The sequence below is a fragment of the Acrocarpospora corrugata genome (assembly GCF_009687845.1).
Taxonomy (GTDB): Bacteria; Actinomycetota; Actinomycetes; order Streptosporangiales; family Streptosporangiaceae; genus Acrocarpospora; species Acrocarpospora corrugata.
The window spans coordinates 90,697-116,688 of record NZ_BLAD01000061.1 but is presented as its reverse complement, the minus strand read 5'-3'; the positions used below and the strand labels follow the sequence as shown (position 1 = coordinate 116,688).

Here is a 25,992-nt window from a genome sequence, read left to right as displayed (position 1 = left end):
GACGGGCGCCTTGGCGGCGATGTCGGCTTCGCCGGGACGTGGTTGTCCCACCTGCCCGCCCTTTTGTTCGTTGCGGGCCTCTGCCCGTCCCCTTGCGTCGCCGTCTGACGGTCTTGGTTTCTATGGGGACGTGGCTGCTTCGTCCAACCCCGCGGGGAGTCTGCTGCTGGCACCCCGTTCCCGGGTGCTTGACGCTCTCATGGTTGACTAATGTCAACCTTTTACCTAGATGAATTGAGTGCTCGTGTCCGAAGCACAGTCCTTGGTGGTCGACGGCCCCGAGGCGTCATATCAGATGACTCACCGTCAGATCCTGGAGGCCCTGTCCGGTCTGCTGCTGGCGATGTTCGTGGCGATGATCTCCAGCACCGTCGTGACCAACGCGCTGCCGCGTATCGTCGCCGATCTCAAGGGGAGCCAGACCGGCTACACCTGGGTGATCGTGGCGACGTTGCTGGCGATGACGGCGACCACGCCGATCTGGGGCAAGCTCGCCGACCTGTTCAGCAAGAAGCTGCTCGTTCAGCTGTCGCTCATCATTTTCATCACGGGCTCGCTGGTGGCGGGTGTCTCGCCGAACATGGGGACGCTCATCGGTGCCCGCCTCGTGCAGGGGCTCGGCGTCGGTGGTCTGATGGCGCTGGTGCAGATTGTGATCGCGAGTATGGTGAGCCCCCGTGACCTGGGGCGATACTCCGGCTACATGGGCGCCGTGTTCGCGGCGGCGACGGTCAGCGGTCCGCTGATCGGCGGGCTGGTGGCCGACAGTGCGCTCGGCTGGCGTGGCTGCTTCTTCATCGGGCTGCCGTTCGGGATCGCCGCGTTCGTGTTGCTGCAGAAGACGCTGCACCTGCCTGTGGTCAGGCGCGATGTCAGCGTCGACTACCTTGGCGCCACCCTCATCATGGCCGGCGTTTCGCTGCTGCTCGTCTGGGTGTCGCTCGCCGGGAACCAGTACGAGTGGGTTTCGGGCACCAGCGCTCTGCTGGTCGCCGGGGGTGTGGTCCTGATCGGTGTCGCGGTGTACGTGGAGGCGCGCGTCGCCCGTGAGCCGGTGATCCCGCTGCACCTGTTCAAGGCCCGGACGATCGTCTTCGCCACGCTGGCCTCGGTGTTCGTGGGCGTGGCCATGTTCGCCTCGACCGTGTACCTGAGTCAGTTCTTCCAGCTGGCTCGCGGCATGTCGCCCACCCAGGCCGGTCTGATGTCGATCACGCTGGTCGGCGGGCTGCTCGTTTCGAGTGTCGCGAGCGGCCGGGCCATCAGTGTGACCGGCCGGTGGAAGGGCTGGCTCATCGCGAGCATGCTGTTCGTCGTGGCCGGTTGCGGTCTGCTCGGCACGATCGACGAGACCACGAACCTGGTGTGGGTGGGCGTCTTCATGGCCCTGCTCGGCATCGGCGTCGGAGGTTCCATGCAGAATCTCGTTCTGCCCGTGCAGAACATCGTGTCGTCGGCGGACCTGGGTGCAGCCAGTTCGCTCGTGGCGTTCTTCCGTTCCATCGGTGGCACCGTCGGGGTCGCCGCGCTCGGCGCTCTGCTGACGGCGCAGGTCTCCGACCGGGTGGCCAGTGGTCTCAAGGACCTGGGGGTCGCCGGTGGCGGGCAGCAGTCGCACGGCATCCCGGATCTCAGCTCGCTGCCGGCGCCGATCCGGGCGGTGTTCGAGCACGCCTTCGGGGCCTCGATCGCCGAGCTGTTCCTGGTGTCTGTGCCTTTCGCCGTGCTGGCGCTAGTGTGCGTCCTGTTCATCAAGGAAGTCCCGCTCCGCACGACCCTGCACTCCGCCGAACCGGTCGCTGCCGAGCCCACCGCCGTCTAGGGGATACGCTGACCAGGAGCCGGATCGACTCGTTGCGCCGTCTCGAAAGCGAGATGGCCATCCTGCTGCGCCGGATCAAATGCGTCATCGGTGAGCACGCGCGGGGGGTGCACCCGGAACTCCAGCCCGCCGCCTACCTCATCCTGGTCTGGCTCACCGAGCACGGCCCCGCCCGCGCCACGTCGATCGTCGAGAACCTCGACTTCGACAAGGGCGCGGTCAGCCGCCTCCTGGCCCATCTCGCCGATCTCGGCCTGATCGTCCGCGGCCCGGACCCCGCCGACGGTCGCGCGACCCTGATCTCGGCCGGCGACACCGCCGCACAACAGGTGGCCGACGCCGCCGCCGGTCTGCGCCGACGACTCGACCACAAACTGGGGGACTGGCCGGACGAGAGCCTGGCCGACTTCGTCGACGCTCTCGGCCTCTACAACAGGACACTCGGCACAATGCAGCCCTGACGCTTCGCCTCTGTGACCTTCGGGATTGACAGGTGACTCACAGCCAGGGTTCAAGGGGTTCCTAATCGCATGCTCTGGGATGGGTCTGGCCGGAACCCCCCGGCCCCGAGCACACGGGAGTCTGCTCTGTGATCGCGTATCTTCGGATCGTCGCCGTCGTCGTTGTCGTGCTGGCCTCTGCCGCCTGTGGCGGGGAGGCCGCCGTGCCCACCGGCGCACAACCCTCGGGTGATCAGCGTGCGGCGTTCACCGACTGCCTGCGCGAACATGGGGTGACCCCGGCTCCGCGGCCAAGCGGGTCCCCGTTGCCGCGGCCGAGTGGGTCCCCGTTCCCAAGGTCGAGCGGCGGGCCAGGTGGTCAGAGGGGTCAGGGGGGTTTCGGCGCCATGGGACCGGAGGCGCAGAAGGCGATGGAGGCGTGCCAATCGTTGATGCCGTCCGGTGGGCCGGGAAGGCGCGGGAATTCCGATGACTCCGCCCTCAACGCCTTCCGTAGCTGCATGAAGGACAACGGGGTCGACCAAGTGCGCGGCCTTCAGGATCTCGACCAGGCCGATCCGAAGGTGGCGAAGGCACTGGAGAAGTGCCGGCCGCTGATGCCGGCCAGCCCCTCGTCGAGCGCATAAGGCGATATCTCGGCAAATTCGTGGTCGGTAGGGCGTTGCCGAGGCCATCCTCAGGGAAGGTCGGGGGCATGGCCGATGAGCTGCTGACGGCTCTGCGTGGTCTGCGGAGCAGGCTCGACTACGACCTGTTCCCGCTGGCGATCGGGGATGTGGCGGCTGATCGGCGTGCGCTGAAGGAGCTTACGGGGCAGCTGGACGACTACCTGCTGCCGCGGCTGGCGGCCATCGACGCGCCGTTGCTGGCGGTGGCGGGAGGGTCGACGGGGGCGGGGAAGTCGACGCTGGTCAACTCGCTGGTGGGGGCGGATGTGACGGTGCCGGGGGTGCTCCGGCCGACCACGCTGGCGCCGACGCTGGTGGCCAATCCGGGGGACGCGGCCTGGTTCACGGCCACGCATGTGCTGCCGGGGCTGCCGAGGGTCACGGGCGCGGGGGTCGGCGAGCCGGGCACGTTGAAGATCGTTGAGACGGTGGCGTTGCCGGAGGGGCTGGCCCTGCTCGACGCGCCGGACATCGACTCGGTGGTCCTCGCCAATCGTGAGCTGGCCGCTCAGCTGCTCGCCGCCGCCGATCTGTGGCTGTTCGTCACCACCGCGTCCCGGTACGCCGACGAGGTGCCGTGGGGATTCCTCCGTACAGCCAAGGAGCGCAGCACGGCGCTGGGGATCATTCTGCAGCGGGTCCCGGCGGAGGCGCTCGACCCGGTGAGCAAGGACCTGCGGCGGCTACTGGCGGCGAACGGGCTGGGCGAGACGCCGCTGTTCGTGGTGCCTGAGCTGATCCTGCCGGCGGAGAACGCCCGCCTGCCGGAAACCGCCGTACGGCCGGTCAAGGAATGGCTGGCGGCGCTGTCCGCGGACGCGAGGGCGCGCGGGGACGTGGTGCGGCAGACCTTGGCGGGGGCGCTGGACAGCCTGGCGGTGCGGGTGCCCGCGCTGGCGGACGCGGCCGACCGGCAGCGGCTGGGGATCGGCGAGCTGCGCGGGATGGCGGAGCGCAGCTACGACGTGGGGATGAGCGGGTTCGACGAGGGCATGCGGGACGGCACCCTGCTCCGCGGTGAGGTCCTGGCCCGCTGGCAGGATTTCATCGGCACCGGCGACCTGATGCGCTCCCTGGAGAGCCGGGTCGGCTGGCTGCGGGACCGGATCGTGGCCGTCGTCACCGGCAGGCCCGCGCCGGACCGGCAGCTCAGGACGGCCCTGGAGAGCGGTGTGGAGTCGCTGATCCGGGCCACCGCCGACGGTTCGGCGGAGCGCGCGGTGGAGGCGTGGCTGGCCACGCCGTCGGGGCGGGACCTGCTGGAACGCGCGGGGGTGGCGACGGCGGGACGGCTGGGGCGGTCGACGCACGACCTGGCCGTGAAGGCGGGCGCGGCGGTCCGCGACTGGCAGGGGTACGTGCTGGATCTCGTCAGGTCGGAGGGCGCGGGCAAACGCAGTTCGGCCAGGGCGGCGTCGTTCGGAGTGAACGGGCTCGGGCTGCTGCTGATGCTGGCCGTGTTCGCGTCCACCGGTGGCCTGACGGGGATCGAGATCGGGATCGCGGGCGGTACCAGTGTGCTCAGCCAGAAGCTGCTGGAAGCGGTTTTCGGCGATCAGGCGGTGCGCAAGCTCACCGATCAGGCGCGGGCGGATCTGCGGGCCCGGGTGCGTTCCCTGCTGGACGATGAGGAGAGCCGGTTCACGGCGCTGCTCGATGGGCTGGGGACGCCGGATTCCGGGGAGTTGCGGGCGGCGGCGAGAGCCGTACAGGAGCGGAAACGGGAGTTGCCGGCGTGAAGATTCTGCGCAGGCAGCGGGAGGTGCCGCTGGAGGAGCGGCTGGGGGCGCTGGGGGCGGCGGCGGAGCTGGCCGAGGGGCGGCTGGACGGGGCGGTGGTGGCGGAGGCGCGGGCCGTGGTGGCGCGGGCCGGGGTACGGGGGAGCCTGTCGGTCGATCACACCGTGGTGGCGCTGGCGGGGGCGACGGGGAGTGGGAAGTCGTCGCTGTTCAACACGTTCACGGGGTCGGCGCTGGCGTCGGTGGGGGTGACCCGGCCGACCACGTCGAAGGCGCAGGCGGCGCTCTGGGATCCGGACGGGTCGGGGCCGCTGCTGGACTGGCTGGACGTGCCGCGGCGGCATGTGATGGGCAGCGGCGACAATCCGCTGTCGGGGTTGATCCTGCTGGACCTGCCCGACCATGACTCGATCGAGCTGTCCCATCGGCTGGAGGTCGACCGGCTGGTCGCCGTCGTGGACCTGCTGGTGTGGGTGCTGGATCCGCAGAAGTACGCGGACGCGGCCATCCATGAGCGATATCTGCGCCCGCTGGCCCGCCACAAGGACGTCACGGTCATCGTGCTCAACCAGATCGACCGGCTGCCCGGCACGGCGGTACGGCGCTGCCTGGACGACCTCGGACGCCTGCTCGCCGAGGACGGTCTGGGCGGAGTCCCGGTGATCGGCGCGTCCACGCGCACCGGGCAGGGCCTGACCGAGCTGCGCGGCCTGCTCACCCAGAAGGTGGCCCGCCGCCGCGCCTGGGCCGGACGGCTGACCGCCGACGTGGTCACCGCCGCCGACACCCTGGCCGAGGCCGCCAACCTCACCGGCGAACCCGCCACGGACTCCGTCGACCGTCTCACGAAGCCACTCGCGGGCTCGCTCGCGGAAGCCGCGGGCGTGCCCTTGGTCGTCGAGGCCGTCGCCAAAGCCCACCGGCATCGTGCGATCGCGGCCACCGGCTGGCCGATCACCCGCTGGGTCCGCCGGTTCCGTCCTGATCCGCTGCGGCGTTTCCACCTGACGCCGTCCTCCGGCGGTTCGTCCAGCGATGTCTGGGTGGCCGGGCGGACGTCGCTGCCCAGCCCGACGGCGGTGCAGCGCTCCCAACTGGACACGGCCATCAGGCAGGTCGGCTCCGACGTCGCCGCCCGAGTCCCGGAACCGTGGGCGACAGCGGTACGGCAGGCGGCCCGGAGCCGGACCGACGACCTGGCCGACACCCTCGACCAGGCCGTGGCGACCACGTCACTGGGCGCGTCCAGACGCCCGCACTGGTGGCGGGCGGTCGGCCTGGTGCAGTGGCTGCTCTTCGCGGCCATGATCGTGGGCGCGCTCTGGCTACTCGCCTACTTCGGCCTCAGCTACCTGCAACTCCCGGAAGCGACCGCCCCGACGATCGGCCGCCTACCGTGGCCGACCGCGCTCCTCCTCGGCGGCGCACTCGCCGGACTCATCGTCGCGCTGCTCTCCCGGGTCGCGGCCTGGCTCGGCGGACGCCGCCGCGCCCGCAAAGCCGGCAAAGCCCTTCAATCCAGCGTCACCGAGGTAGGCGAAAAGCTCGTCCTCACCCCAGCCCAGGAAGAACTAATCCGCTTCCGCAAATTCACCGAAGCAATCACCAAGGCCGCCAGCTGATCGCCGCTATCCGGCGCCGCACTAGGCGGATTTGCGGGAATCGGCGTCGTTGAGTGCTGACCACCTGGCGATGAGCAGGGCATCTTGCTCCGGGTCACCCTGCAGTTCGTCTTCGGCGATCGCGGTGGCCGCGTGCTCCTCGTAGCCAAGGTCACCGGGCCGGAGTTCGACCCCGCCATCGGCGTGCCAGCCGTCGGGAGTCTCAACGTGGAAGGGTGCCAGAAGGGTGCCATCATCCCTACGGATAGTGGTCCACATGCTGTTCGCCCCTCCCTCCCTAGACGCCGTAGTGCCGACGAGAGTATCCCCAGACTACCGCTGCGAGATTCTCTTGACCATTGAGCATGCGCAGAAGGCGGCTGGCCTGCCCGGAGGCACACAGGGCGTAGGCTTCGGCGAACCACTCCACCGTGTCGAGATATCGCGGGTGCTGAATGTGCGGACTGATCATCTTCATGACGGTGGTCCACTCCGCTGAGGACGACATTCCATCCCACATGTCCAGGGCGTGCCCGACCTCGTGAAGGACGAGGCTGGCCGACACATGCGCGCTGGTGCCGATGGCGATGACCCGGCCCGTGCACATCCCCGGCACGACATCCCAGCGAGCCCCTCCCGACCCGGTGGCCTGTCCACGCAGATGGCCGAGATCATCAAGATCGGGCACCGCGCCCGGCCCCAGCCAGATCGCGTCGAGTTCCTCCGCCAGCCGGGTGGCGATATGGACGGAAGATTGGCCAGATCGTCCACCATGTGGATGAGCTCAGCCGCAGGCGGCATGTCGCCGCTCGGTATCCACTGACGGCGCAGCACTCGTTCCAGAACCCCACAGTGTCGCCGGCCATCACGCGGAATGGGGTGGGTGTTCGCTGCCCACGGCAGACACAGGAGGGGGAAGCCACGAGCGCCCATTCTGCCCCGGGCGCTCCCAGCACATGGTCATTTCGCCTGGAGAACCGGCGGGCTGTATTCACGCCGGTTCACGCGAGGCTGTGCTCGCTGCGGATCTCCCTCGGTAGTCCGTAGCGCTCCCAAACGGGAGCCGACAGCAGCGCGCCGTGCGCCTGGACGAGGTGCGAGCGGCGAGCCGGGTGCGCTTCTGGTGCCAACTGGCCACGTCTGATCGACCAGTTGTCCGCCGTGGGTTCGGGTTGGGCCATCGGCACGCCACCGGGTTCAGGCGGCGGCGTGCCGTGAACTGCTGTCAGTTGTCCCGGGGCTTTTCGGCGGGTTCGGGTTGGGCCGTGAATTCCTTGAGTGCGTCGGCCACCGCGTTGGCGGACTCGATCGAGCGCGGCATCCCCAATGGCTGGTCGGCGACTGCCTTTGCTTCGGCGGCGGCGCGTTCGGCTTCGGCGACCGCTTCGCTGCCGGCCTGGCTTGGGCGGTGTTCGCGGGTGGCCGGGGACTGGGGGAGTGCTTCGGTGAAGGCCTTCGAGACGCCCTGGAGTGCTGAGGTGACCTCGCTTGGGATGACCCAGAACGTGTTGCCGGGGCCCTGGGCGAGTTGGGGGAGCATCTGGAGGTACTGGTAGGCGAGTAGTTTCGGGTCGGGGTCGTTGCGGTGGACGGCCTGGAAGACCTCGTCGATCGCCTGGGACTGGCCTTCGGCCTTCAGGATCTGGGAGGTGCGTTCGCCTTCGGCGCGGAGGATCGCGCTCTGCTTCTCGCCTTCCGCGGTGAGGATCTGGGACTGGCGGAAGCCTTCGGCGGTGAGGATGGCGGCCCGCTTGTCGCGCTCGGCGCGCATCTGCTTCTCCATCGCCTCCTTGATGCTGCGCGGCGGGTCGATCGCCTTGATCTCCACCCGGTTGACCCGGATGCCCCACTTCCCGGTGGCCTCGTCGAGCACGCCCCGCAGCTGGCTGTTGATGGTGTCACGCGAGGTGAGCGTCATCTCCAGGTCCATCCCGCCGACCACGTTCCGCAGCGTGGTCACGGTCAGCTGCTCGACGCCCTGGATGAAGTTGGCGATCTCGTACGACGCCGCCCGCGGGTCGGTGACCTGGAAGTAGAGCACGGTGTCGATGTCCACGACCAGGTTGTCTTCGGTGATGACCGGCTGCGGCTTGAATGAGACCACTTGCTCGCGCAGGTCGATCAGCGGCCGGACCCGGTCCACGTACGGGATGACGAAGTTCAGCCCGGGTTCGAGGGTGCGGTGGTACCGCCCCAGCCGTTCCACGTTGCCCGCGCGTGCCTGTGGCACGATCCGTACGGACCGCAGCACCGTGGTCATGGCGAACAGCACGACGACGACTAGGACAACGAGCAGGGCGACTTCCATGGTCACTCCCGGGGGTAGACGAGCGCGGTGGCTCCTTCGATCTCGAAGACGTCAACGGTGGCGCCGACAGGGATGACGAGGGTCTCGTCATATGCCCGCGCGGACCATTCCTCCCCGCCGATGCGGACCCGGCCGTCGCGGCCGGTGACCTCCCGGGTCACGTACGCGGATTTGCCGACGATCGCGGACACTCCGAACCGATGGGCCGGAGCCTGTTGGATGTGCCGCTGGGCGATCGGCCGGATGCCGACCACACCGGCGACCGAGGCCAGAGCGAAGACGAGCAGTTGCAGGCCGGGCGGCAGCCCGACAGCCGCCACGCCGGCGGTAAGCAGCGCCGCGACCGAGATGAGCCCAAGTGCGGCGGTCAACGTGAAGATCTCCGCGACGCCCAGTGCCGCCGCGAGGACCAGCCAGACGATCCACGAGTCCATTGCCCGCCTCCATAGCGTTCAACGGATTCCACCTCTGTGGGGTTCCACTTTTCACGCTACATGTCATAAACGTGGGGAAGCAGTGGGCTCGTGGACGAATTCACAGGTTTTGTGGCGTGGAGTGCGCTTCCCGTCAGCCACGCCGACCACGACAGCTGCCAGAAGCCCCAGCCGTTGTCCGGTTCCAGGATCCGGCTGGTTCCGGTGACCAGGACGGGATCGCCGCGCAGCGCGTTGGCGTAGAACCAGGCCGCCTCGGCGGGCGACGCGTTCACGCAACCATGGCTGACATTTTGCCGTCCCTGGGCCCAGATGTTGTTGAACGCGTGCACGAACTCGCCGCTGTCGGAGATCCGGACCGCGTACGAGATGGTCTGGTCGTAGTAGCCGGGCTCGCCGAGGCCGCGGCCGGGGGACGTCATGTGGACCGGGTTGCCCTTGCCCATGGTCAGGTGCGTGCCGCTGTTGGTGGTGTATTCGAAGCTGGTGCCCTTGCCGGCGCTGATGGGCACGCGACGGATGAGTTCGCCGTTGCGGCGGACCAGCATCTGGTGGGTGAGGGTGTCGACGGTGCTGGTCATCTTGCGGCCGATGGTGAAGGCGAGGGTGCGGTCGGCGGGGCCGTACACGCCGGGGGCGAGGCGGATGCCGGCCAGGTGGGCGGTGAGTTCGACGCGCTGGCGGGGCCGCCAGTAGCGGCGTGGCCGGTAGACGACGTCGGTGGGGCTGAACCAGTGCCAGGCGCCTTCGGCTGGTTTGTCGGATTTGACCTCCAAGGCGCGTTCGATGGCGACTCGGTCGGTGATGGGGGTGGTGAACCTCATGATGATCGGCATGCCGACGCCCACGGTCTCGCCGGGCAGCGGGTCGATGGACACGCCGCCGCCGGGTCCGGCGGGCAGGGTCCGGAAGCGGGCGGCGTGGCGGGCCGCGCCGCCCGCGCCGGACGCGGTGGCGTTGACGACGTGCGCGGTGCCGGGGGGCAGCGTCCAGGTGGAGCGCCAGACGGTGTGGTCGCCGCTGAAGGCGCCCGGGACCTGTTTCCCGCCGGCGAAGGCGGTGACGGCGGTCAGCGTGCCGTACCGGGCTTGGACGACCAGGCCGCGGTCCGGGCGGGCCCGGAGGTCGTCGGCGGCCGGTGACATGGTGATGACCGGAGCGGGGGCCCGCGTCTCCGCCGTCACCGACGAGCACCCGGCGAGAACGAGAACGGTCAGCTGCCAGCCCACGTGACGCATATTCCCAGAGTAACGAACCAATCCCGCTAAGTGACGGTACCGGACACCGTACCGAGGGACATGCCGGAGACGGTGGTCGCGTTGATCGTCACCGTGTCGCCGTCGCGCAGGAACGGCCGGTTCCCCTCGATGAACGAACCCGGATCGTCGGGGCCGGAAACGGTGCCGCTGGCGAACAGATCGCCGGTCCGCAGCGAAGCGCCGTTCACGGTCATATGGGCGAGCATCTGGTCGGGCGTCCAGTACATCCCTCGGTACGGCGGTTCGCTTACCGTCTCCCCGTTCAGCTCCACCCGCAGCCGCAGGTCGAGCCCCCAGGGCGCGCCGCGCTTCAGATAGTCCAGCGGTTCGGGATCCTGCGCCCGCCCCGGCACCCTGGCGTGCTCCAGTGCCTCCAGCGGCGTGATCCACGGCGAGATCGACGTCGCGAACGACTTGCCCAGAAAGGGCCCGAGCGGGACGTATTCCCAGGACTGGATGTCCCGCGCGCTCCAGTCGTTGACGAGCGTCACCCCGAACACGTGGTCCTCGAACGCGCCCGGCCGGTCGCCCAGTTCGGTGCCGACGCCGACCACGAACCCCAGTTCCGCCTCGATGTCCAGCTTCGCCGTCGGCCCGAACTCCGGCCCGCCGATCTGCCCGTACGGCCTGCGGATCGGCGTCCCGGAGACCACGACCGTGCCCGCCCTGCCGTGATAGCCGACCGGCAGATGCCGCCAGTTGGGCTTCAGCGGCTCCTCGCCGGGCCGGAACAGGCGGCCCAGGTTGGTGGCGTGCTCCAGTGAGCAGTAGAAGTCGACATAGTCGGCCACCTCGAACGGCATCCGCAGTTCGACCTCGGCCAGCGGGATGAGGTGCTCGCTGCCCGCCCGGAGCACACTCTGAATCCGACGCCGGGTCGCCCGCCAGGCCGGACGCCCGAGCGCCAGGAACGCGTTCAGGCTCGGCGAGCGGAACTCGGAGTCGCCCAGGGCGGCGGCCAGATCGAGGACGTGGTCCCCGTATCTGACCACGACCCTGTCCCCGGCCACCCCGTACGGCAGGTTGTCCAGTCCGAACATCTACCGGGCCCAGGTCCACGCGTAGTCGGTGTCTTCGCAGGCCAGCGCCGCCGCGCCCAGGTCCAGCGGCCGGAAGGTGTCGATCATGACGGCCAGCTCACTGGTGGTCGTCGCGCCCGAGGCGATCACCGCCTCCACCGCGCCCGGCTGCGGCCCGTGCGTGAACCCGGCCGGGTGCAGCGAGATCGACCCGACGTCGATGCCGGAACCGGCGCGGGCGCTGTAGTCGCCGCCGACGTAGAACATGAACTCGTCGGAGTCCACGTTGTGGTGGTTGTACGGGATCGGCACCGCGTCCGGGTGGAAGTCCAGCGGGCGCGGGCAGAACGAGCAGATCACGAAGCCGGGGCCCTCGAAGGTCTGGTGCACCGGCGGCGGGGCGTGGGTGCGCTTCACGATCGGCTCGAAGTCGGCGATGTTGAACGCGTAGGGGTAGAGGCAGCCGTCCCAGCCGACCACGTCGAACGGGTGGTTGCGGTAGGTCAGTCTGGTCAGCCCGCCCCGGGTTCTGACCAGGACCGGGACGTCCTCGCCCTCGGTGAGCAGGGGTTCGGCGGGCAGGCGCAGGTCGCGTTCGCAGTAGGGCGCGTGCTCCAGGAACTGGCCGTACTGGGAGAGGTAGCGCTTGGGCGGGCGGATGTGCCCGGCGGCTTCGACGACGAGCGCGGTGACCGTGCCGTGGGGGACCCAGCGGTGGATCGTCCCGGTCGGGATTACGACATAGTCGCCTTCGCCGACTTCCATCGCGCCGTAGGTGGATTCGAAGGTGGCGCGGCCGGACTGGACGTACACGCATTCGTCGCCCATCGAGTCGCGGTAGAGCTCACTCGGCAGGTCCCCGGCCGCGTACGCGATGCGGACGTCCCCGTTCCCCGCCAGCAGCCGCCGCCCCGAGACGAGATCCCCGCCCGACCCCAAATCCTGAGTCCGGAAATGTCGTGGTGAAAGCGGCATGTTCGGCGCGAGCTCACCCCCCGCCAGCGCCGGTACGGCCTCCGCCTTCACGATCGCCGTGGGCGCGTACCGGTGATAGAGCAGCGACGAGTCCGACGAGAAGCCTTCCTCGCCCATCAGCTCCTCGGCGTACAACCCGCCGTCCGGCTTCGGGAACCGCACATGGCGCTTCCGCGGCACTTCCCCGACCCGCTGGTAGTACGGCATGAGTCCTCCACGTCCGGATAGCGGACACCTTTGTCCTCTATACGTACGACACTGCCCCGGACTGGCCGTCCTGTCAACGATTGAGCGCGTCGGCGAGCTCACGGGCCGCGCCCAGCACCAGCTCCCCGGTCGCCTCGACGTCCAGCTGCCCGAACGTGATCACCCCGACCGACGCCTCCAGCCACGGCAGCTCCGGAATCGCCGCCGCCACCCCGCGTGCCCCCTCCTGCAACTGCCCGGCGGACGCCTGGAACCCGTCGGCCCCCGCCCGCCGCGCCAGAATCGCCAGCCCGGCCGCGCCCTTCGACAGCGGATGCCGCGACCCCTCCCGATAGGCCACGTGCATGTCCGTCCACGACGGCTCCACCACCGCGATCGCCAGCCCGTCGCCGCCCTCCGCCACGGTCAGATGCGCGGTCGCCCCCGCCCGCTCCGCCAGCTTCCGCAGCGTCGGCAGCGCGGCAGCCCGCAGCAGCGGCTGCACCGCCTGGGCCAGCACCAGCACCCCGAACCCGAGATGAACCAGCCCCTCCGCGTCCCGCCGCGCGAACCCCTCCTGCTGGAGCGTGGTGATCAGCCGGTACACCGCCGGTCGGCTCAACCCCAGCTCGGCGGCGAGCTCGGTGGGCGTACGCCCGCGCTGCCCATCGGCGAGCACGCGCAACAGCCGCAGCCCCCGCTCCAACGTCTGCGCTGCCTCGGCCGCCATTCTTCGATTATGGCCGGTATGGCACCCTGGCCCGATGAGGACCGTAATCGTGGTGGGCGCAGGCATCTGGGGGACGTCACTGGCGCTGCGGCTGGCCGAGTCCGGCTGGCGGGTGACCCTGATCGAGCAGTACGCCCCCGGGCACCTCCGCCAGGCCAGCGCGGGCGAGACCCGCCTGCTGAGCTGCTCGCACGGTCACGACGACTGGTATGCCCGGATGGCCTGGAAAGCCCGTGACGGCTGGCGCCGCCTGGGCGAACGCGCCGGCGAGGAGGTGTTCCTGGAGACCGGCGTCATGCTGTTCGCCCGCCAGGAGCACGGCTGGGAAGCCGCCAGCACCCAGGTCCTGAAAAATCTGGACATCCCCTTCGAGGTGCTGGACCCCGCCGACGCCGGCCGAGCCTTCCCCGACTTCCGCGGCGATGACCTGTCCTTCGTCCTGCGCGAACCCCGCTCCGGCGTGCTCCGCGCCCGCCGCGCCACCCAGCTCACCGCCCGCCTGGCCCAGGCCGCCGGCGTCACCATGGTCCGCGCCGAAGCCCGCCCGGCCCCCGGCGGCGGTGTCCGGGTGGACGGCGAGACCCGGACCGCCGACCGCGTCGTCTGGGCCTGCGGCGCCTGGCTCCCCGCCCTCTTCGACCTCCCGCTCACCGTCACCCGCCAGGACACCCTGCACTTCGACGCCCCCGCCGCCTGGGCGTCGATCCCCGCCTACGCCGAGTACGACAGCTCCGCCTACGGCCACGGCGACCTCGACGGCCTCGGCATGAAGGCCACCAGCGACGTCGAGGGCCCGCCCTACGACCCGGCCACCGGAACCCGCCAGATCCTCCCCGCCAGCGAGACCCTGGCCCGCGACTACCTGCGCCGCCGCTTCCCCGCCCTCGCGGCGGCCCCCGTCCTGTTCAGCCAGGTCTGCCAGTACGCGCTGACCGCCGACGCCGAATGGATCATCGCCCAAGTCCGCGCGGGCGAATGGGTGCTCGGCGGCGACTCCGGCCACGGCTTCAAACACGCCCCCGCTCTGGCCGACTACCTCGCCGACATCCTCGACGGCAGCGCCGAACCCGACCCCCGCTTCGGCCTGCATCCCCGGTCGGCGACGCGCGGTCTTCGCACCAGCGGCCAGACCGGTTGATCTCTATACTGTCGGGGCGATCACGAGGAATCCTGGAGTGAAGATGCGTTTACGGCGGATTGCGGCCATCGGTGCGATCACGGCAGCGATCTCGGTGTGGCTCCCGGGCTCCACGGCGTTCTCGGCCGGTGAATCCTGCAACGACCAGCTCGCCGCGGGCACCCCCTCGTACGTGGTCTGCCGCTGGCTGGCCAAACCCGACGAGGCCCTCGCGATCGCCATGGGCTGGCTGGCCGACGACGCCGGCAACCTCCAGCAGGCCGAGCCGTACGGGGCCGGCTGGGTGGAGCTCGACATCACCTGCACGGACGGCCCCTGCCCCACCGGCGACGGCGACGCCTTCGACGAGACCGACGCGGGACCGGCCGAGGACGGCGGCGACGTCGTCTGCGATCCGCCCGGCACGACCTGCACGGTCGAACCCGACGAGGTCGAGGCCGCCGCGGCCACCCCCACCGGGCAGGCGGTCGAGCTGGCCGGCGAGAACGACCTGCGGGTCTGGATCGACACCGAACTGGCCGACGACTGGAAGGCCGGCGAGCAGGCGTTCGCCGCCGCCGTCAAGAACGTCGGCGCGCTGGCCGCCCAGCCGGGCGTGGCCGGGATCCGGTTCACCACCCAGCTCGGCTACAACGCCAATTTCACTACCGCCGCGGAGCTGACCAAGTTCGTCACCGCCGCCTCGGCCGCGCTGCGCGAGATCGCCCCCGGCAGGAAGCTGGGCGTGCACACCGTGGTCCCCGAGTTCGCCTGCGGCGGCCACGCCGGCTGCGTGCAGGCCATGGCGAAGCAGTACCCGCTGCTCACCCCGGCCGTGATCGAGCCGCTGCTCACCGGCGGCAAGCTCGACCAGCTCACCCTGGACAGCGGGATGGCCCCCGGCTACGGCCAGTGGAAGATCAGCGCCCTGGAGGCCAGGCGGAACCAGTGGATCCAGGTCAAGGCCCGCGCCTGGGACACCCTGGTCCAGGTCGGCGCCGAGGACGCCGGTCTGGTCGGCGGCTCGCTGACCTCGGCGCAGGCCAAGGCCGCCACCGCCGAGCGGATCGTGCTGCCGCTGGAGGACGGCGCGGCGACGGTCAACGTCTGGTCCCGATACCTGGACGTCAAGGGCACCGTGCACGGCATTCCGGCCGCCACCTGGGCCCAGCTGGAGAAGCTCGCACCGCTCCAGCGTCGCCTCGCCACCCTCTACACGCCCGGCACCGACGACCTCGCCAAGCTGGCGAAGGTGTTCAGCCAGGTGTACATCGCGGCGTGAGCCCTAGCGGGTCGACTGGAGCCAGCCGCCGAACTCCTCCAGGTTGATCAGGCCGTCGCCGTCGCCGTCCACCTTGCGGATGACGGCTTCCGCGCCGTCCTCGCCGAGCGGCTGGCCGAGCAGGTCGGCGAGCCGGACCAGCTCTTCGGCGGAGATCAGGCCGTCCCCGTCACTGTCGACCAGGCTGAAGGTCGGAGCGTATTCAGACATGTATCCTCCTCAGGTTTCGCGATCAGCACCTTAGTCGGATATATGGCGATGAAGCAGGGCTATGCCAGCAGCCATTCCAGGGCGGTCGGGAAACGCTGGGTCCACCAGTAGTGGTCGTGGCCGCCGATCCACTCCTCGTGGCGGACCCGGCCGTCGATTCCGGCCAGCCGGCGGGCCCACTCCGCGGCGGCCGAGCGGAAGCCCGGCTCCAGGGTGCCCGCGCCGAGGTAGTGCCTGCCCAGCGTGTGCACCTCGGCCGGCGGCGGGATGCCGGGGCTCAGCGCGGCCACGCCGGTGAACACGTCGGGCCGCCGCTGCGCCGCGGTGAGCGCCCAGACCGCGCCGTTGGAGTAGCCGCCGCTCATCCAGTGCCCCGAGGCCGGGAACTGCTCCTCGGCCCACGGGATGACCTCGTCGACCACGAAGGTCAGATGCGCCGCGAACCGGTCGGGATCGGCGTCCGGCAGGTACTCCCTGGCCCGCGGATCCGGGTAGGCCCCCGAGCCGTGGTCGCTGTCGATCCCCACCAGGACCACCGGCGGGAACGCCCCGGCCAGGATCGCCGGCTCCACCGTACGGGCGAACAGGCCGACCGAGCCGCCGTCGGCGACGATGCAGGCCGGGACCAGGCCGCCGGCGATCGGCGGGCGGTAGAGGGTGATCGCCCGGGGGCGGCCGGCGAACTCCACCTCGTGCCGTTCCACCGTGCCGACCAGGGCGTGCGCGACCGGGCGGGGATCGATCGCCTCAGGGCCGTGCCAGCGGGCCTCGTCCAGGTGGGCGCGCGCGCCGCCGACGCACGGGATGACGTCGATGACGGCCTCGTCCAGGCGGCGGATCCGGAGCGAGGCCTCCCACAGGTCGTCGGCGCCCTCCACCGGCCACAGCTGCGGCCGGATGCCGCCGATCAGCTCCACCCGCCGGGCCACGCCGCGCCACACCACGTGCAGCACGTCGTCCTCAGCCCAGACCGCCAGGCCGTCGTCACCGAGGCGCTTGCGCAGGTAGTCGGGATCGCGGGGCGTCCACACCCGCATGACGTTGATCCCATCGGGGAGCGCGCTGTCGTACCGCTCGGCGGCCTCACGACGCTCCACGTCCACGGGACTGAAACTAGATCGCCTCTGCGTCCCCGTAAAGCGGTATTTGGGTGGATTCACCCAACGGATGCGGAAACGGTACGCAAAGGAGTGTGTACAGCGGGTTCCGACCGTGCCGGGGCCGGTGCGGTAGCCTCGGGGCGTGGAGAAGATCATCGGGCCGCGCCTGACGACGGCGCCCAACTTCCGCGACGTCGGGGGCCACCGCACCGCGGACGGCCGGACCGTCCGCGCCGGCCTCGCGTTCCGCTCCGGCGCGCTGGACCGCCTCACCGACGCCGACCGCGACCTGCTGCTGTCCTGCGAGGTACGGCTGGTCTGCGATCTGCGCACCGAGACCGAGCGGGCCGCGCAGCCCAACACGCTGCCGGACGGGATCGGCTACCAGGTGCTGGACGTGCAGCGCGGCGGCCGGCCCGGGTCGGACTTCGGCTCGCTGTTCGCCGATCCGACCGGCGCGCCGGCGCTGCGCTCCCCGGAGTCCGCGTCGGCCTTCATGACCGACATCTACCGCGACCTGGTGACCGCGCCGCCGGCCAGGGAGGCGTACGGCGAGCTGCTCAGGCGGCTGGCCGAGCCCGGCACGGTGGTGCACTGCACGTCCGGGAAGGATCGCACCGGCTGGGCGTCGGCCGTGCTGCTGATGCTGCTCGGGGTCGACCGCGACCAGGTGATGGCCGACTACCTGGTCAGCAACGACCGCCTGCGCGAGGAGTTCACGCTGATCCTCGGCCTGGCCAGGGACCACGGCATGGACCCGGAGATCATCCGGCTGCTGCTGGAGGTCCGCCCGGAGTACCTGGCCACGTCACTCGCCGCGATGGACGACGAATTCACTGACGTTTATGGATATGTCGTGAAGGGGTTGGGGTTGTCCGAGCAGGAGGTCGCGGGGCTGCGGGCCCTCTACCTGGGCTGACCGGCGTCGATCAGGTCGATCAGGGTCTCGATCGGCATCGAGCCCGGCTCGCGGCGTTCCCGGGCGAACCGGTTCGCCTCCCGCTGCAGGACCACGTTGGCCGGGGTCGGGACCGCGTGCAGGCGGCCGAGCAGGGCGACCTCGCCGTTGATGAAGTCGGCCTCGATCGAACCGCTGCCCTTGGCCAGGCTCTGCCAGGACGAGCCGCCGGGGCGGCGGACGCCGTCGATCGGGGCCAGGTCGGCGCGGTTGCCGCGCCTGTCCTGCTCCTCCTGGGGTGTGGCGTAGCCGATCCCGGCCGCGTCCAGGACCGCGCGGCCCTCGGCGACCGCCTTGGCCAGCACGGTCTCCCGGCCGGGGCCGGGGCCGCAGAGGGCCTCGACCGCGTTGCCCAGGTTGCCGAGGAGTTTGGCGTACTTCCAGCGCATGATGTCGGGGTCGGCCCAGCTGGTGAAGAAGCTCTTGCTCAGGGCTTCGGCGACCTGGGCGGAGAAGTCATCCACACCCTGGGGATAACGCCCGAGGGGGAGCAGGCCGGACAGCGGCGCGCCGTACGCGGCCACGGTGCCGGGTTCCAGGTGGAGGGCGGGGAGCCAGACGAGCATGCCGTACACGCGGGTGAAGTGCCGGAGCGCGAGGCGCTCGTTCTCGACCGAGTTCTGCGCGCAGACGATCGGCAGCCGCTCCCCTGCCGTGCCGCCGCCCCGCACCGGCGCGCCCGCCCACAGGTCCAGGGCCGCCTGGGTGTCCTGCGTCTTCACCGCCAGCACGAGCACGTCGTCGCTCGTGAGCTCGACGTCCTGCGGGCCCTGGGCCGCGGGAATGGGCAGCGTCGCCGAATGGCCGGGCGTGACGAAACGCAGCCCGCCGTCCCGCAGCGCCGCGTAGTGCGCTCCCCGGGCCACTAACACGACGTCGTGGCCGCTCTCGAACAGCCGCCCGCCCATCGTCCCGCCGATGGCCCCTGTCCCAATAATCACGTATCGCATGTTTTGCATCCTCCCACTCCCACTCGGCTTGGCCGCGCCGGTGTCTGGACTGAGGAACGCAGGTCGCGGAGCGGCCGGAGTGACGAGGGAAGACACCGGCTAAGGGGCGGCCAAGCCCGCCGTGCCGGAGGCGCGGCCAATTTGACTGCTAGCCTCCGGGAACATGCTCTACATGACGGCGATTGTGACGCGGGCCGCGGGCTCCGTTGACGACGAAGCCGTGCTTTTGCTGGAGACGCCGGATCCGCGTGGGCCGGTGTTGATGCCGTCGCTGGCGCTCGAACTCGGGCTTGATCCGGCGCCGGGGGCCGTGACGCAAGAACCCATGGGGTTCCGGGTGCAGATTGGTTACGAAGAGGTGGCAGTCGAGTTGCCGGACGGACAGACCTTTCGGCGGCCGGTGGACGGAGATTGGATCTACACCGCGGGGACGCGGCGGAGAGTGCTGGTCGCGGTCGGTTACGAGGCGGGCGCGCTCGGCTCCGGGCAGGTCGCGTACGCGCTCGTGCCCCTCTAGACAGCGGGCATTTCGGTCTACCTAATATGCTGCCGAACGAAAAAGTCACAGGTTACGGAGAGGAACGACATGTACAAGGAGTTCGCGGTCGAGGTCGTCGTCTGGCTGATCCCGGTCGCCATCCTGCTGGGCATCGCGATCCTCGTCACCTCGACCGGCTGACCTACACCAGCTCAAGGCGGTAGTCGCCGGCCGGGCAGCCGGAGATCCGCCATCCGCCGGGGACCTCGCGGAACGCGATGCTGGTGATGCCGGTGGAGGCGACCGCGGGGCGTTCCTCGCCTGGCACCCAGACGTCCAGGTCGCAGTGGCCGCCGCCGCCCGTGCCGGACAGGCGCAGGCCGCGCCGTTCGGCGCCCGACCAGAGTGAGGTCAGGCGTCCGGGCGCGGCCCGGGGGTAGGCCCGGGAGGCGGGCGGGTCCGCGGTGGCCCGGACGGCGCCGCCGATCAGGCCCTCGTCCTCGGCGGCGGCGTGGCGGCGTGGGTCGCCGGCCCAGTCGCCGATCCAGAGGGCGGAGCCGTACCGGCCGGCCATCCTGGCGGCCAGGGCGAGGCCGCGCTCGGGGGCGACCAGGGTGGAGTCCGGCGCGGGGTGCGGGGCGAACACCAGGTTCGGGTCCGGGCTGAAGCCTGGCGGCGGGGCGGCGTCGAAGCCCAGCTCGGACCAGAGCGCGCTGGGCTGGAAGAAGATCAGGTGGGGGAAGCCGCGGGCCGCGCGCTCGGCGGCCCGGATCGCCGCGATGGCCTCGGCGTAGTCCTTGCCGAGCAGCAGGGACGAGGTGAGCGGGGGCTGCTCGCCGGTGGCGGGCTCGTTCATCAGGTCGAACCCGGCGACGGCCGATTCGCCGGCGAACTCGCCGGCCAGGCGGCCCCAGGTGGCGTACAGGCCGGTCGGGGCGCGGTCCTGGCGCAGGTTGAGCACGGTGTAGATGCCGGCGTCCTCGGCCCAGTCGACCGCCTCCCTGATCCTGGCCAGGTAACCGGTGTCCCAGACGCCCGGGGTGGGTTCCAGCAGCGCCCAGGAGATGCCCAGGCGGGCGACGTTCGCACCCTTCGCGGCGAGTTTCTGGAGGTCGTCCTCGGTCAGCGGCAGGTCGAGGTTGGCGCCGCGCAGCAAGACGTGGCTGCCGCGGTCGTCCACGATCGCGGGCGCGGACACCGACAACCGGGGCAGCTGGTCCGCCGTGGTGGTCGCGGCGACGGGCATAGGTGCCGTGGGGGGCATCGTCAGCAGGCTGAACAGGGCCATCGTGGTGACGGCGGCAGCGGGGGACTTGGCCAGCCGGGGGGCGCGCAGGGAGACGGGTAGCGCGATCAGGGCGGTGGCGGCGACCAGGCCGATCGTCGCGCCGTAGGAGAGGCCGAGGGCGAGGCGGAGCAGGGTGGCGGGGAGCACCCAGCGGTCGGAGCCCAGGCTGTCGGCCGGGCCACTGGCGAACAGGGCGAGCACGCTCTGCGCCAGGCCCAGGCCGAGCCCGCCGCAGACCCCGGCCATCCAGGCGCCCAGGAAGGCGCGTGATCGGTGCGGGCCCTGGGCCAGCCGGGGCGCGGTCACGTGCACGCCCGCCAGGAACGCGCCCAGGCCGAGCAGTCCGCCGACGACGCCCGCCTCCGCGGTGGGCGCGACGAACCACCAGCCTTCGCCGAAGGCGTACCCGACGGGGGAGTGGGTCCACCAGGCGCGGCTGAGCAGGAGCAGGCCGCCGATCCCGGCGAAGGCGGCCAGCACGGTCAGCTCCGGCACCGGCTTGCCGGCCGGGCCCGGGGTCTCGCGGCGCAGCATCAGCCACGCGGGGATGGCGGCCGGCCAGCCGAGCAGCCCGACGAACAATCCGGTGAATCCCGTCGACCAGGCCACGAACCGGACGGTCGACCAGGCCGGGATGGCCCCGATCACGCTCACCAGCGACGCCGCGAACCGGGCGACCATCGCCGACAGCACCAGCACGCCCAGAGTCACGAAAAATCCGGATCCGCGGCGTTGGAGGAGGACGTAGCAGCCGGCCGCGAACCCGGCCAGCCACAGGGGGAGGTAGACCAGCATGGAGCCCAGCCGGTGACCGCCCGGGTATGAGTAGAGAGCAACCAGTTTGGAAGGGTCCAGAGCAGCCCCCGCGAGCAGCAGCAACGCCAGCGCGATCGTTCCCGCGCGGGCGGCGCGGAAGGCGGGGGTCGTCGTCATGGTGCTCCCGTAACGCGAGAATGTTTCACTTTTACTGGCTGACGCGTTTCACCGGCAAGCCCCGAGAAGATCCAACCAGGCTGCCCGCCTTTCGCCTAGGCCATTACCGCAGGTAACGCACGTCACTTACCGCCCAATACCCCCTAATTGGGACCGATCCATGTATTTCGGTCACTCGTCTACATAAGTGTCACCGCACTGCAATATTGATCAATCGGAATTGATCATGTGATACTGCGCCAGTGGTGTCGCTGGCGTCTAAAAACATAACTTCGGCGACATGGGTCATGTGAGAGGACGAACTGGAGGTAATCGCCGGACTACTGAACGTCCATCCGGTTCCGATGGCCGACCATTTCGGCTCCACCGCAGGGCGCCCTCCGAGGTGATCGCGGCTTGGACCGTTTCAGGCGCCCCTCCGCCGGGCCGCCTGGTGTGCACATCATCAATGTTGGGGAGCGTCCGCGATGTCCGTCGACCTAACCGCGAGGCCAGCGAAGCAGGCAAGGCTCATCCGATTGCACCGTCTCCTCCCGAAGCTGATGCGAGATCCCGTGAACGGGCTCGCGGAGATCGGGATGGCCTCGGGAGGGGAGATCGTCCGTCTCGATCTCGGCGCCTTCCGCCCCTACCTGATCAGCCATCCGGATCACGTCCAGCACGTCATGAAGGGGAACTGGTCCAACTACCTGCGCGAGGGCATGTTCTGGAAGCCCCTCGAACGGCTGCTCGGCCACAGCATTCTCAGTGAGGGCCCCGGCTGGGAGTCCAGCAGGAAGATCTTGCAGCCGCTGTTCACCGCCAGGTACGTGACCGCGCTCAGCGAGGGTCTGGCTGACACGATCAACGAGGGCTTCGAGGCGCTCAGGCCGTACGAGCAGAGCGGGAAGCCCATCGACGCCGGCGCCGAGATGGCCCGGGTGGTGAACAAGGCCGTCGTCAAGGTCCTGTTCGGCAGCCGGATCTCCGACCTGGACGCCGATCGGGTCGCCCCCGCCTATACGACGGCGGCCACCTCCTTCGGCTTCCGGATGCTGTTCCCCTCGGCGCCCTACTCGATCAAGGTGCCCGGCGACCGGCGCTTCCTCGCCTCGATCAAGACGATCGACGACGTCATGCTCCCCGTGATCGAACAGGCCCGCCGGGAACAAAGCGAGGGCAAGGACATCGTGTCCGCGCTGTGCCAGGCGCGCGACGAGCAGGGCGAGGAGATCAGCGTCCAGCAGATCAGGGACGACCTCGTCAGCATCTACGGCGCCGCGTCGGAGACGACGGGCACGGCGCTCACCTGGCTCTGGCCCGTGCTCGGGGAGCACCCGGAGGTCGCGGCGAAGCTGCGGGAGGAGATCGACCGCGTCGTGGGCCGCGATCCCGTACACCCCTCGCACCTGCCCGACCTGAAGTACACCAAAATGGTCCTCCAGGAGCTGCTGCGGCTCTATCCGTCCGGCTGGATCCTGCCGAGGATGGCCATGGCGACCGAGGAATTCGGCGGCGTGCGCATCAAGGCGGGCTCGCAGGTGCTCATCAGCCCCTATGCGACCCACCGGCTGGAGGAGTTCTGGGACCGCCCGCTCGTCTTCGATCCGGAGCGGTTCGCGCCGGAGAACCAGGAGCGGCGGCACCGGTGGGCCTACTTCCCGTTCGGCGGCGGCCCGCACCTCTGCCTCGGCCAGCATCTGTTCTACATCGAGGCGCCGCTCATGGTGGCGGCCATCCTGAGCCGCTACCAGCCGGTGCTCGTCGACCCCGGCCCGTTCAAGCCGCTCCCGGCTCCGTCCGTACGGCCCGCCCGGAAGGTCGAGATGGCCCTGCTCCCCATCGAGCGGGCGTGACCCAGTGACCCAACAGGACGTCGGCGTCGATGAGATCGCCGCCGCGGCAGAGCACGGACGAATCTGTGCTCTTGCCGCGGACTGCCAGCGTGACCTGCAGAAATGCGCGGCCCGCTATCCGGATCTTTTCGCCGCCGCCCCATTCGACCCGCGGTTCTTCAGCACCGTCTCGCTCGCGAACGCGTTCGGCTCGCCCTGGCTCCCCGCGGATCGGCTGCGGATCGCGAACCGCGCCTCCCTGTGGGTCTCCGGAGCCGACTGGATGGTGGACTACCTCGCCACCTCACGCGAGGAGATCCAGGCGATCGTGCGCGGCTGCCTGGCGGTCGCGGACGGAGCCCCGGCGGACACCCCGCTCGCCCAATTTCTCGCCGACCTGAGGGACGACCTGCGGGACGATCCCGGCTCCGCGCCCGCTTTCGGGGTGCTGGAGCCGGTCTGGCGCGAGGAGCTGGAGCGGTATCTGAGCGCCGAGGCGAGGGAGTGGGACTGGAAGGCGGCATCGGCTCGGCCCGATGCCGACGAGTATCTGGAGAACTCGGACAACTACGGCACCTCCTTGGTGAACGTCTGGCACTGGATCTTCACCAGTTCGCCCGGCTCCCTGGCCCATCTGGACGAACTCCGCGCCGCCAGCCGGAAGGTGGGTCACGTCCTGCGGTTGCTGAACGACCTCGCCAGCGCCGAGCGCGATCGCGAGTGGGGGGACATCAACATCCTGACGCTGGGCCTCAGCCGCGCTGACGTGACCGCGCGGATCGCCGCGTTGATGAAGGAGTGCCGGACGCTGATCGGGCCGTTGAAGGACGTATGCCACCAGGAGGCCGTCTACCTGGAGCGCCAGCTGGGGTTCAGTACCGGGTTCTACGGAATCACCGACTACTGGGGAGAGCTGTGAGCATCCACGAACTGGCCTCGCCCCGGACGGACGGCGCCGAGGAGCTCATCCAGGGTCTCATGTCCCGCCCCTGGGGCCAGGTGTCACCGTCGATCTACGAAACGGGCCGGTTGGTGACGCTCACCCCCTGGCTGACCGGCCATGCCGAGCGAGTCGACTTCCTGCTCGCCGGCCAGCGCGCGGACGGGGCGTGGGGCGCGCCGGACGGGTACGGACTGGTGCCGACCCTGAGCGCGACCGAGGCCATCCTCGCGGTTCTGCACCGAGGCGACGCCTATCCGGACCGTGCGGCGCTGGAGGAGTCCGTCACCCGCGCGCTGGGCGTGCTCTCCCGCTGGCTGAACGAGCCGGGAACCTCCTACCCGGACATGCCGGCGATCGAGCTCATCGTCCCGTACCTCATCACCCTCATCAACGACCGGGTCGCCGCGCCGCTCCCGATCCCCGAGGGGATGAGCACCGCCGCCCTGGCGATGATCCGCGCCCGGCTGGCGTCGGGCGTGGACCTGCCGGACAAACTCCTGCACGCGCTCGAAATCGGGGGCGACGCGGCCAACGGCGCTCCCGCCGTGCACGTCACCCCGATCGGGACCGTCGGTGCGTCCCCGGCCGCCACCGCCGCCTGGCTCGGTGATCGCGGTCTCCTCGACGCGACGCACCCGGCCCGCCGGCACCTGGAGGCGGTCGCCCGGCGGCACGGCGGCCCGGTTCCGGTGGGCATGCCCATCACGGTCTTCGAGCGTGGCTGGGTGCTGAGCTGGCTGACGCGCGCGGGCGTGCCCTTCGAGGCCCCGCCGGAGATGGTGGCCGATCTCCGGGCGGCGATCGGCCCGGTCGGCACGCCGGCGGGAGCCGGGCTGCCCGCGGACGCGGACACGACCGCGGTCGCGCTCTACGCGCTCGCGGCGCTCGGCGAGCCGTATGACCCCGCGAGCCTGCGCGCGTACGAGATCGGCACCCATTTCTGCACCTGGCCCGGGGAGCAGGGTTTTTCCGTCAGCGCCAACGCGCATGTGCTGGACGCCTTCGGGGTCTACGCCGCCGGCCGGGGCGAAGAGGCCCCCGGCTACTACCGGACGGCGATCGCGAAGCTGGTCACGCTGCTGCGCGACCATCAGCGGCCGGATGGGAGCTGGGCCGACCGGTGGCACGCCTCCCCGTTCTACGCGACGGTGTCGTGCGCGCTGGCACTGGACGATTTCGGTGGAGAGTCCGCCGCGCCCGCCGTCCAGCGGGCCGTCCAGTGGGTCCTGGACACCCAGCGGGAGGACGGTTCCTGGGGCAGGTGGGGCGGCACCCGGGAGGAGGCCGCCTACGCGATGCAGATCCTGTTGCTGACCCGGCCCACCGGGGATTCGCGCCACACCGACGCGGTGGCCGGCGGCCACGCCTACCTGGAGCGATCGGCCGACGATCCCGACGGCCCGGCGCTGTGGCACGACAAGGACCTCTACCTGCCGTCCGCCATCGTCCGGGCGGCGGTTCTGGCGGCGAGGCACCTCGCCGGCCGTTTTCTGGGCACTCCAGCTCAGACATGGGTCGAATGATCCGAAAAAGGATAAGTAGGTATTAATAGCCACAAAAATAGGACAGGCTGTCCTTTGTGGCCAATGTGCCTTGAGTGGGTTTCGTGGTGTTGCTAAGGTTCCCCGGGGTGCCGTCAGTTACAAGCCGCAAGGCTCCTCAGGGCGGTTGGTCATTGGTAATCGCCGCGAAACATTCCAGGCGTCTCTCGTTGAGA

General features: G+C 70.2%; 25 protein-coding genes. 12 read left to right on the top strand and 13 right to left on the bottom strand.

What is annotated here, in order from left to right; all coding sequences use genetic code 11:
• The first annotated feature begins 295 nt into the window (after positions 1 to 295).
• From Acor_RS24090 to Acor_RS24075, 5 genes are all read left to right on the top strand, one after another.
• Positions 296 to 1,822 (top strand): MDR family MFS transporter, encoded by a 1,527-nt coding sequence (locus Acor_RS24090; protein ID WP_155338998.1) that lies wholly within the window; start codon positions 296 to 298, stop codon positions 1,820 to 1,822.
• 32 nt (positions 1,823 to 1,854) lie between these two features.
• Positions 1,855 to 2,283 carry a MarR family winged helix-turn-helix transcriptional regulator gene (locus Acor_RS24085; RefSeq protein ID WP_218034446.1) on the top strand — a complete coding sequence of 143 codons (429 nt, stop codon included), beginning with the start codon at positions 1,855 to 1,857 and terminating at the stop codon, positions 2,281 to 2,283.
• 500 nt (positions 2,284 to 2,783) lie between these two features.
• A complete protein-coding gene (locus Acor_RS45550; RefSeq protein ID WP_281353254.1) occupies positions 2,784 to 2,909 on the top strand; it encodes a hypothetical protein in 126 nt (41 codons plus the stop codon).
• A 68-nt stretch (positions 2,910 to 2,977) separates the two neighbouring features.
• Positions 2,978 to 4,690, top strand: coding sequence for a P-loop NTPase family protein (locus tag Acor_RS24080; RefSeq protein WP_155338997.1), 1,713 nt, complete (start codon positions 2,978 to 2,980; stop codon positions 4,688 to 4,690).
• A complete protein-coding gene (locus Acor_RS24075) occupies positions 4,687 to 6,312 on the top strand; it encodes a GTPase family protein (RefSeq protein ID WP_155338996.1) in 1,626 nt (541 codons plus the stop codon). The genes Acor_RS24080 and Acor_RS24075 overlap by 4 nt, the downstream gene beginning before the upstream one ends.
• 21 nt (positions 6,313 to 6,333) lie before the next feature.
• Here Acor_RS24075 and Acor_RS24070 read toward each other — a convergent pair whose 3' ends face one another.
• The 9 genes from Acor_RS24070 to Acor_RS24030 form a co-directional block, all read right to left on the bottom strand.
• Entirely contained in the window at positions 6,334 to 6,570 is a 237-nt protein-coding gene (locus Acor_RS24070; RefSeq protein WP_155338995.1) for a hypothetical protein, read from the bottom strand.
• A gap of 19 nt (positions 6,571 to 6,589) precedes the next feature.
• Positions 6,590 to 6,979 carry an anthrax toxin lethal factor-related metalloendopeptidase gene (locus Acor_RS24065; protein WP_155338994.1) on the bottom strand — a complete coding sequence of 130 codons (390 nt, stop codon included), beginning with the start codon at positions 6,977 to 6,979 and terminating at the stop codon, positions 6,590 to 6,592.
• A gap of 313 nt (positions 6,980 to 7,292) precedes the next feature.
• Positions 7,293 to 7,472 carry a hypothetical protein gene (locus Acor_RS24060; protein WP_155338993.1) on the bottom strand — a complete coding sequence of 60 codons (180 nt, stop codon included), beginning with the start codon at positions 7,470 to 7,472 and terminating at the stop codon, positions 7,293 to 7,295.
• Positions 7,473 to 7,516: 44 nt separating this feature from the next.
• A complete protein-coding gene (locus tag Acor_RS24055) occupies positions 7,517 to 8,551 on the bottom strand; it encodes an SPFH domain-containing protein (protein ID WP_422664832.1) in 1,035 nt (344 codons plus the stop codon).
• Positions 8,552 to 8,601: 50 nt separating this feature from the next.
• The gene (locus Acor_RS24050; protein WP_155338991.1) at positions 8,602 to 9,033 is read right to left on the bottom strand and encodes an NfeD family protein; all 432 of its coding nucleotides are present in this window, start codon (positions 9,031 to 9,033) and stop codon (positions 8,602 to 8,604) included.
• 56 nt (positions 9,034 to 9,089) lie between these two features.
• The gene (locus tag Acor_RS24045; RefSeq protein WP_155338990.1) at positions 9,090 to 10,271 is read right to left on the bottom strand and encodes a L,D-transpeptidase; all 1,182 of its coding nucleotides are present in this window, start codon (positions 10,269 to 10,271) and stop codon (positions 9,090 to 9,092) included.
• Positions 10,272 to 10,297: 26 nt separating this feature from the next.
• On the bottom strand, positions 10,298 to 11,332 hold the full coding sequence (locus tag Acor_RS24040; protein WP_155338989.1) for a fumarylacetoacetate hydrolase family protein: 1,035 nt from the start codon (positions 11,330 to 11,332) through the stop codon (positions 10,298 to 10,300).
• Entirely contained in the window at positions 11,333 to 12,493 is a 1,161-nt protein-coding gene (locus tag Acor_RS24035; protein WP_155338988.1) for a homogentisate 1,2-dioxygenase, read from the bottom strand.
• Between the two features lie 73 nt (positions 12,494 to 12,566).
• Positions 12,567 to 13,202: an IclR family transcriptional regulator gene (locus tag Acor_RS24030; RefSeq protein WP_155338987.1), complete on the bottom strand. Its 636-nt coding sequence runs from the start codon at positions 13,200 to 13,202 to the stop codon at positions 12,567 to 12,569.
• A gap of 34 nt (positions 13,203 to 13,236) precedes the next feature.
• Here Acor_RS24030 and Acor_RS24025 point away from each other — a divergent pair, with 34 nt between their 5' ends.
• Entirely contained in the window at positions 13,237 to 14,340 is a 1,104-nt protein-coding gene (locus Acor_RS24025) for an NAD(P)/FAD-dependent oxidoreductase (protein WP_155338986.1), read from the top strand.
• Positions 14,341 to 14,383: 43 nt separating this feature from the next.
• Positions 14,384 to 15,601 carry a hypothetical protein gene (locus Acor_RS24020; RefSeq protein ID WP_155338985.1) on the top strand — a complete coding sequence of 406 codons (1,218 nt, stop codon included), beginning with the start codon at positions 14,384 to 14,386 and terminating at the stop codon, positions 15,599 to 15,601.
• A gap of 3 nt (positions 15,602 to 15,604) precedes the next feature.
• On the opposite strand, the gene Acor_RS24015 is transcribed toward Acor_RS24020, so the two are convergent.
• Positions 15,605 to 15,811, bottom strand: coding sequence for an EF-hand domain-containing protein (locus tag Acor_RS24015; protein WP_155338984.1), 207 nt, complete (start codon positions 15,809 to 15,811; stop codon positions 15,605 to 15,607).
• 59 nt (positions 15,812 to 15,870) lie between these two features.
• On the bottom strand, positions 15,871 to 16,914 hold the full coding sequence (locus tag Acor_RS24010; RefSeq protein ID WP_170317054.1) for an alpha/beta hydrolase: 1,044 nt from the start codon (positions 16,912 to 16,914) through the stop codon (positions 15,871 to 15,873).
• A gap of 139 nt (positions 16,915 to 17,053) precedes the next feature.
• Here Acor_RS24010 and Acor_RS24005 point away from each other — a divergent pair, with 139 nt between their 5' ends.
• On the top strand, positions 17,054 to 17,830 hold the full coding sequence (locus Acor_RS24005; RefSeq protein WP_155338982.1) for a tyrosine-protein phosphatase: 777 nt from the start codon (positions 17,054 to 17,056) through the stop codon (positions 17,828 to 17,830).
• Here Acor_RS24005 and Acor_RS24000 read toward each other — a convergent pair.
• Positions 17,818 to 18,819 carry a ketopantoate reductase family protein gene (locus tag Acor_RS24000; RefSeq protein ID WP_155338981.1) on the bottom strand — a complete coding sequence of 334 codons (1,002 nt, stop codon included), beginning with the start codon at positions 18,817 to 18,819 and terminating at the stop codon, positions 17,818 to 17,820. The genes Acor_RS24005 and Acor_RS24000 overlap by 13 nt on opposite strands.
• A 163-nt stretch (positions 18,820 to 18,982) precedes the next feature.
• On the opposite strand from Acor_RS24000, the gene Acor_RS23995 reads away from it, so the two are divergent.
• Positions 18,983 to 19,336 carry a hypothetical protein gene (locus Acor_RS23995; protein WP_155338980.1) on the top strand — a complete coding sequence of 118 codons (354 nt, stop codon included), beginning with the start codon at positions 18,983 to 18,985 and terminating at the stop codon, positions 19,334 to 19,336.
• A gap of 163 nt (positions 19,337 to 19,499) precedes the next feature.
• On the opposite strand, the gene Acor_RS45545 is transcribed toward Acor_RS23995, so the two are convergent.
• Positions 19,500 to 21,518 carry a cellulase family glycosylhydrolase gene (locus Acor_RS45545; RefSeq protein ID WP_155338979.1) on the bottom strand — a complete coding sequence of 673 codons (2,019 nt, stop codon included), beginning with the start codon at positions 21,516 to 21,518 and terminating at the stop codon, positions 19,500 to 19,502.
• A 542-nt stretch (positions 21,519 to 22,060) separates the two neighbouring features.
• On the opposite strand from Acor_RS45545, the gene Acor_RS23985 reads away from it, so the two are divergent.
• Genes Acor_RS23985 through Acor_RS23975 form a run of 3 tightly spaced genes read left to right on the top strand, consistent with a single transcriptional unit; the run spans position 22,061 to position 25,798 of the window.
• On the top strand, positions 22,061 to 23,353 hold the full coding sequence (locus Acor_RS23985) for a cytochrome P450 (protein WP_170317053.1): 1,293 nt from the start codon (positions 22,061 to 22,063) through the stop codon (positions 23,351 to 23,353).
• Between the two features lie 4 nt (positions 23,354 to 23,357).
• Positions 23,358 to 24,251: a terpene synthase family protein gene (locus tag Acor_RS23980; RefSeq protein WP_155338977.1), complete on the top strand. Its 894-nt coding sequence runs from the start codon at positions 23,358 to 23,360 to the stop codon at positions 24,249 to 24,251.
• Positions 24,248 to 25,798, top strand: coding sequence for a prenyltransferase/squalene oxidase repeat-containing protein (locus Acor_RS23975; RefSeq protein ID WP_246239040.1), 1,551 nt, complete (start codon positions 24,248 to 24,250; stop codon positions 25,796 to 25,798). Before Acor_RS23980 ends, Acor_RS23975 begins: the two co-directional genes overlap by 4 nt.
• Positions 25,799 to 25,992 lie beyond the last annotated feature (194 nt).